The 5,903-nt window shown below is 69.0% G+C and carries 1 protein-coding gene; it reads right to left on the bottom strand.

From position 1 onward, the window contains the following. Positions 1 to 5,903, bottom strand: a 5,903-nt coding sequence (locus tag K2X24_RS19470; RefSeq protein ID WP_292500176.1) for a phage tail tape measure protein, incomplete at both ends; no start/stop codon positions are given.

Genomic DNA, 5,903 nt, shown 5'->3' with positions numbered 1-5,903 from the left:
CCTCCCGCCGCGACTTGCTTGATCAGCTGCTTCGTCGCACCGCCGCGCTGAATGTCTTCACCAATCATGTGAATGATGTCGTTCTTGCTGGGCGGCGGGACCTGATCACGGTCCACGACATAGACGTTCGCGCTGGCGTTGGCACCCCCGAACTTCTGCGAGGCCTCGATCTTCGGGGCCCGGTCGACCATCTGGCCGCCGAGGGCGTTCACCTGATCGAGCGTGTCGTAGCCGATGGCCTCGGCCGCCGACTTCCGCAGCATGTACTCGCCGGGCATGGCCGAGACCGGGACGCCATCGCGGTTCGCGGTCGCCGCCGACCGGCCGCCGTTCGCCATCCGGTAGGGGATGCGACCGCCGTTGGCGAAGGTGATCGGGGTGCTCATCAGGCCTTCGCCGATGAAGCTCTCGGCCCCGCCGCCCCCGCCGCCGAACAGGCTCATGATCCCGCCGATCAGCCCGCCGCCGCCCCCGCTGCCGCCCTTGGCCCCGAAGATGGCCGAGAACAGCTCGTTGGTGATGCTCTTGGACAGGTTCGACATCAGGCCGCCGAGGATGTCGGTGGCGAACTTCTTGAGGGCCGCACCGGCCTTCATCGAGCCGGAGGCGAGGTTGGTCCAGAGGTTGTCGAAGGCGTTGCCCACGACGGTCAGCTCCTGGGTCAGGAGCTTGCGCATCTGGACCGTGTCGTCGACCAGCGCACCGTCCGCGCCGAGGATGCCCCGGCTTTTCATGAAGTCGGTGGCCGCGCCCGAGGCCGCGTTGCTGTAGCTCGGCCCGGTGCTGTCGAGGGTCTTCTTGAGCCCGACCTGCTCCTCGGTCAGCCCGAGCTTGCGCTTCAGCTCCAGCAGCTTCTCCTGCAGGCGGACCTGCTGCTGCCCGGTGCCGAGGCCGGCCTTCTCGTTCTCGGCGATGCCGGCCTGGATCACGGCGATCTGCGCCTGGATGCTGGCGCTCTCGCCCTCCAGCCCGCGCTTCTCCTTCCGGATCGTCAGCTCGCGGTCGAGCGCGTCGATGACGGCCTGATCTTCCTTGTTCTCGTTCTTGTCGGTGCGGTAGGCCTTGAGCCGGGCCTCCATCCGGCGGATCTCCTCGTCCGCCTGCTTGTTGGCCAGCTTGCCGGCGGCCTCGGCCGCCTGCTCGACCTCCTTCTGGGCCATCTCGCGATAGCGCTCGGTGATGCTCTCGCGATCCGAGGCGATCTGCTGCGGCGTCCGGGACGCCGTCTTCTTCGCCATGTCGTCTTCGGTCAGGGCGTTCGTGTTCAGCCGGCCGTAGGCCGCCGAGGCCGCCTGCACGGCCTTGGTGATGGTGGCCGGCTCGTTGGCCCGGGCGAGGCTGGCGAGGGCGGCCTGGATCTCGGCCTGCGAGCCCTTGTCGGCCAGCTTCAGGCCGGCGAGGAGCGCCTGATCCTCCTTGTCCCGGACGATGTTGCCGGCGCGGCGGCGATCCCCGGCGTCCTCCTCCTCGACCTTGCCCTTGGCAGCGCGACCCTTGTCGTCGAGCAGCTTCTCGGCGGTCGTGGTGTACTTCCGCTCGGCCGACGAGTTGGCCTGGGCGTACATGCTCTTGAGCACGTCGGTGAACTGGCCAGCGGTCATGCCGGCGCTGCCGCCGTTCCGCGTGATCGCCTCCGACGAGACGAAGTTCCGCGCGGGCGAGTTCGGGTTCTGGATCAGGCCGAGGCCGCCGCCCATGCCCTGGTTGTGCAGAATGAACTTCTCGGCGTCGGTCGGATCACGACCGGCCTTGTTCTTGAAGTAGTCGATGTTGTCCTGCGTGAACTTCAGGATCGCGGGGATCTGGTTCTCGACCTCGAAGGGGCTGCCCTTTCCATACTTGCCCCAAGTATTCACACCGCCCGGATACTCGTTGTTCATGAACTGGAACAGGCCCTTGGCGCCGCTTGCATTCTTGGCACCGGGGTTCATCGAGCTTTCGAGCTGCCCGAGGCTGAGCAGATAGTTGACCATGTCGGAGCGGCCCGCCGAGCGGGCGCCCTCGATCACCTTCGCGGCGACCGATCCGGCCGGTGCGTTCCGGCTGTCCGGGATCGCGCCGGAGGGGGCGTCCATCTTCTCGCGCTGGATGTCGGTGTCGATCCGGCGGGTGGCGATGGCCTTGGCCTCGTCGAGCAGCTTGTTGATCTGCTCGACCAGCTCGCGCGCCTTCTCGGGCGTGGTCTGGACGTCCTTGGCGATCTTCTCCAGCTTCGCGGCCTGGGTGCGCAGCTCCTGCTCCCGGACCTTGTCGGCGTTCGCCGACAGGCGCAGGACGCTCTCCTCGATCCGGCGGCGACGCTGGGCGGCATCCTCGGCCAGCTTCTCCAGCCGGGCCTCGGTCTCGCGATCGAGCTGGTCGACCTGATCCTTCACCGTCGCGCTGTCGCCCTCACCCTCGGTCTTGCCGAGGGTCAGGATCTCCTTGGTGATCGCGGCGTTGCGGAGGATCAGGGCCTTGATCTTCTCGGAGATCGCGGCCTGCTCGTCGGCGTTGCGGGTGTTCTGGGCCTCCTTCGTCAGGGCCGACATCGCCGCGTCGTTGGCGCGCTTCTCGGCCTGCCCGACGAGCACGGCCTCGGGCTTGATGCTGTCGATGAGCTGGCGCAGCTCGGTCGTCGCGTTCTTGGCGACCTGATCCAGCTTGCCCTTGACCTGGGAAAGGGCGGCGTCGACCTCGGTGGTGACGTCCTTCAGGATCGCGCCGGGCTCCTCCATCCGGCGGCCGATCTCGGCCTCGCGGAAGTCGGCGAGGTTGGCGAGCTGATCCTTGGCCTGATCCGAGGTGACCCGGAGGCTGGCCATCAGCTGCTGGAGGCGGGTCTTGCCGTCGAGCCCCTTCGCGCCGAGCACGGCCTGCTGGTCCGAGGACCGCAGGGCCTGCAGGTCTTCGGCCCCGGTCAGGAAGCCGCGAACCTCCGGGGTGGCCTTCAGCTGGTTGACCCGCTGATCGCTGTACTGGCGGTCGAGCCGGGCCTGCTCGGCCTGGATCGTGGTGGCGAGCCCGGCCGCCGCGCCGAAGCGCTCCAGGGCCGCCCGGGCGAGATCGAGCTGGGCATCGAAGGCCTTGATCTTCGCGGGGTCGTTGCCGCCCAGCATCTCGGCCTGCCGAGCCTCGAAGATCTTGGTCTGGGCCTCGACCATGTCGCGCGCGATGGCGCTCGTGCTGCCGAGCGCATCCTTCGGGTCGATGAGGCTCGGGTTGGCGACGACGTTCATGCCTCGGTCGAAGGCCGGCCCGAGCGCGCGGAAGCGCTTGAGCGGGTCCTTCACGGCCGATGACACGGTGACGCCGTCGATCTCCTCGAACTGAGTATCCGGCTGATTGGCAAGCCCCGACAGGCGCTGCTTCTCCTGCAACGCGACCAGCTTCTGCTGGGTCGTCAAAATCTCCTGCAGACCAATGTCTGGGAGCTTGTTGGCCATCTCAGCGCGAAGACGCTGATACGCGGCAATAAGACTGTCCGCCGACTTCGACGTGGTGTCGATCGACAGTCCGAGTGCGCCAAAGCCCTTCTGCGCTTCGATGATCGCGTTCTGGAGCTGGAGCGGGTCTTCGTTCAGCTTGTCGCGACGGGCGATCAGGCCCTCGATCTGCCGGTCGATGTCCGTGGTCGTGGTGATCACGGCATCGCGCTTCGAGGCCAGCTCGTTCTCGACGCCCTTCAGCTCGTCGAGGCGCTTGTTCACGGTGCCCATCGCGGTGGACAGGGTGATGAACTGCGAGGCCAGGTAGGCCACGGCGGCCCCGACACCGACGATCCCCGCGAGCGGGCCGACGATGCCGCTGGTGAGCAGGCCCACGGCGAGCGCACCGACCTTCAGGAGCGCGAGGCTGCCGACGATCGCGGCGAGGCCGGTGCCGATGGCGGGCAGCAGCGGGCCGAGCTGGTTGAGGCCGCCGACCATGCCGGAGAGCGCGTCGGTCGACAGCCGGAGGGCCGTGGTCAGGGGCGAGAAGGCGGTGTCGACGACGCCGAAGACGACGTTCTGCAGCCGCTGCATCGTCGCGGTCAGGCTCTCGTTCGCCTTGCCCGCGCCCTCGGCGGCGGCCGACGACAGCAGCATCTCCTGGCGCAGCTTCTCGATGAGGTCGCCCTGGCCACCAATGGCCGAGAAGGCGGCTGCCGCGCGCAGGTCGAGCGCGCGGAGCGCGTCGGCCGTGGTGAAGCCGGCGGCCTGCAGGTTCTTGAGCACCCCGGACAGGCCGTTGGCGCGCAGGTCGACGTCCGCGAGGTTGATGCCGAGATCCTTCAGGACCCCGCGCAGCTTCTCGGTGGGGCTCGACAGCTCGGTGATGAGCTGGCGGACGCCCGTGCCGATCGTCGAGCCCGAGCGGACACCGGCCTGCGAGATCGCGCCGATGGTCGCGGTCAGCTCGGAGAAGCTGACACCGCTGTCGCGGGCGATGTTGGCCGCGTACTGGATGCCGAGCTGCAGCTGCTCCATCGTCAGCTTGGTGCGGTTCAGGGCGCCGACGAGGATGTCGGAGACCTCGCCCGCGCGCGACGCGGCGAGGCCATAGGACCCGAGCACACCCGTGACGGCCTCGACCGACTGCTGCAGGGTCGAGCCCGAGGCCGCCGCGAGGTCGGCGACCGGCTTCAGGGCCTTGCCGACGTCGCTGCCCGAGAGACCGGTCTGGCCGAGGGTGATCGCGACCTGGGCCAGCTCGTTGACGGAGAAGCGGCTGTCGGCGGCGATGCCGAGCAGGTTCTTCCGGAAGCCGGCCATCTCCGAGTTCGAGGTCTGGGTGATCGCCTGGAAGCGGATCAGGGTGTCGTCGAACTCCTTGATCGCGGCGACCGAGCCCGTGATCGCGCCCGTGATCGCGCCGAAGATCGCGTAGTTCGCGGCGAGCTTGGCCTGGAAGGCGAACTGGTCCGCGCCACCGTTGAGGCTGAACCGGGCGTCCTGCTGCTGGAAGCCCTCGCGCGCCCGGTCCTCGTAGGACATCCGAGGCGCGGGCCCGGCGCGGTTCTCGCGCGCCCGGACGCGGTCGAACTCGCGGTTCTCGCGCTCGGCGTCCCGGCGCTCACGCGCGCGGATCAGATCGAACTGGCGGTTCTCGTAGCTGGCGTTGCCCAGCATCCGGGTCTGGCCGGCGCGGTAGCTGGCGTCGAACTCCTTGTTGTCCCGCTCGGCCTCGCGCCGGAGGCGGTTGGCAGCCAGCGTGCGGGCGCGGTTCTCGTCCTCGGCCTGCCGGCGCATGGAGGCGTCGTCGATCGCCCGCTGCCGGTCGAACTGACGGTTCTCCCACTGCGCCTGGGTCTGGAGCCGCGACATCGCCCGGGACCGCTGCTGGTCCTCGTAGCTGGCATCGGAGTACATCGACCCCTGGCCCATCTTGTAGGCGAGGTCGCGCTCCTTGTTCTCGCGATCGGCCTCCCGCCGGAGGCGGTTGGCGGCGAGCGTCCGCATCCGGTTCTCGTCGTCGGCCGCCGCCCGCATCGCGTTCTCGGACACGGTGCGCTGCCGGTCGAACTGGCGGTTCTCCCACTCGGCCTGGACCTGCAGCCGGGCCGCGCGCTGCGAGCGGGCGCGATCCTCCAGGGCCGCGTCGGCGCGCAGGTTCGTGTCGGCGAGCGCCCGCTGGCGGTCGAAGTCCGCGTTCTCGCGCTCGGCATTCCGGCGGACGCTGTTCAGGCGCAGGGTCTCAGCGCGATAGGCATCGCGGTCGGCGAGCGTGCTGCCCTGCTCCTCGACACGCTGGACCGTGCGGGCCGCGCGGATGCCGGCCTCGGCGACGTTCGCCTGGATGATGCCGGGCGTCTGCATCGTCGCCGCCCGGGTCTGGACGCGCATCGAGGCGGCGGCCAGCTGGTCTTCCATGGCCCGGGAGGTGGAGGTGAGCAGGCGCTCCATCGCCTTGCCCATGGCGATGCTCAGCCGGGCGGTGAGCTG

The sequence above is a fragment of the Methylobacterium sp. genome (genome assembly GCF_019750675.1).
Lineage (GTDB): Bacteria > Pseudomonadota > Alphaproteobacteria > Rhizobiales > Beijerinckiaceae > Methylobacterium.
The sequence above is the reverse complement of the archived record's forward strand: the minus strand, read 5'-3'. Positions and strand labels throughout refer to the sequence as shown.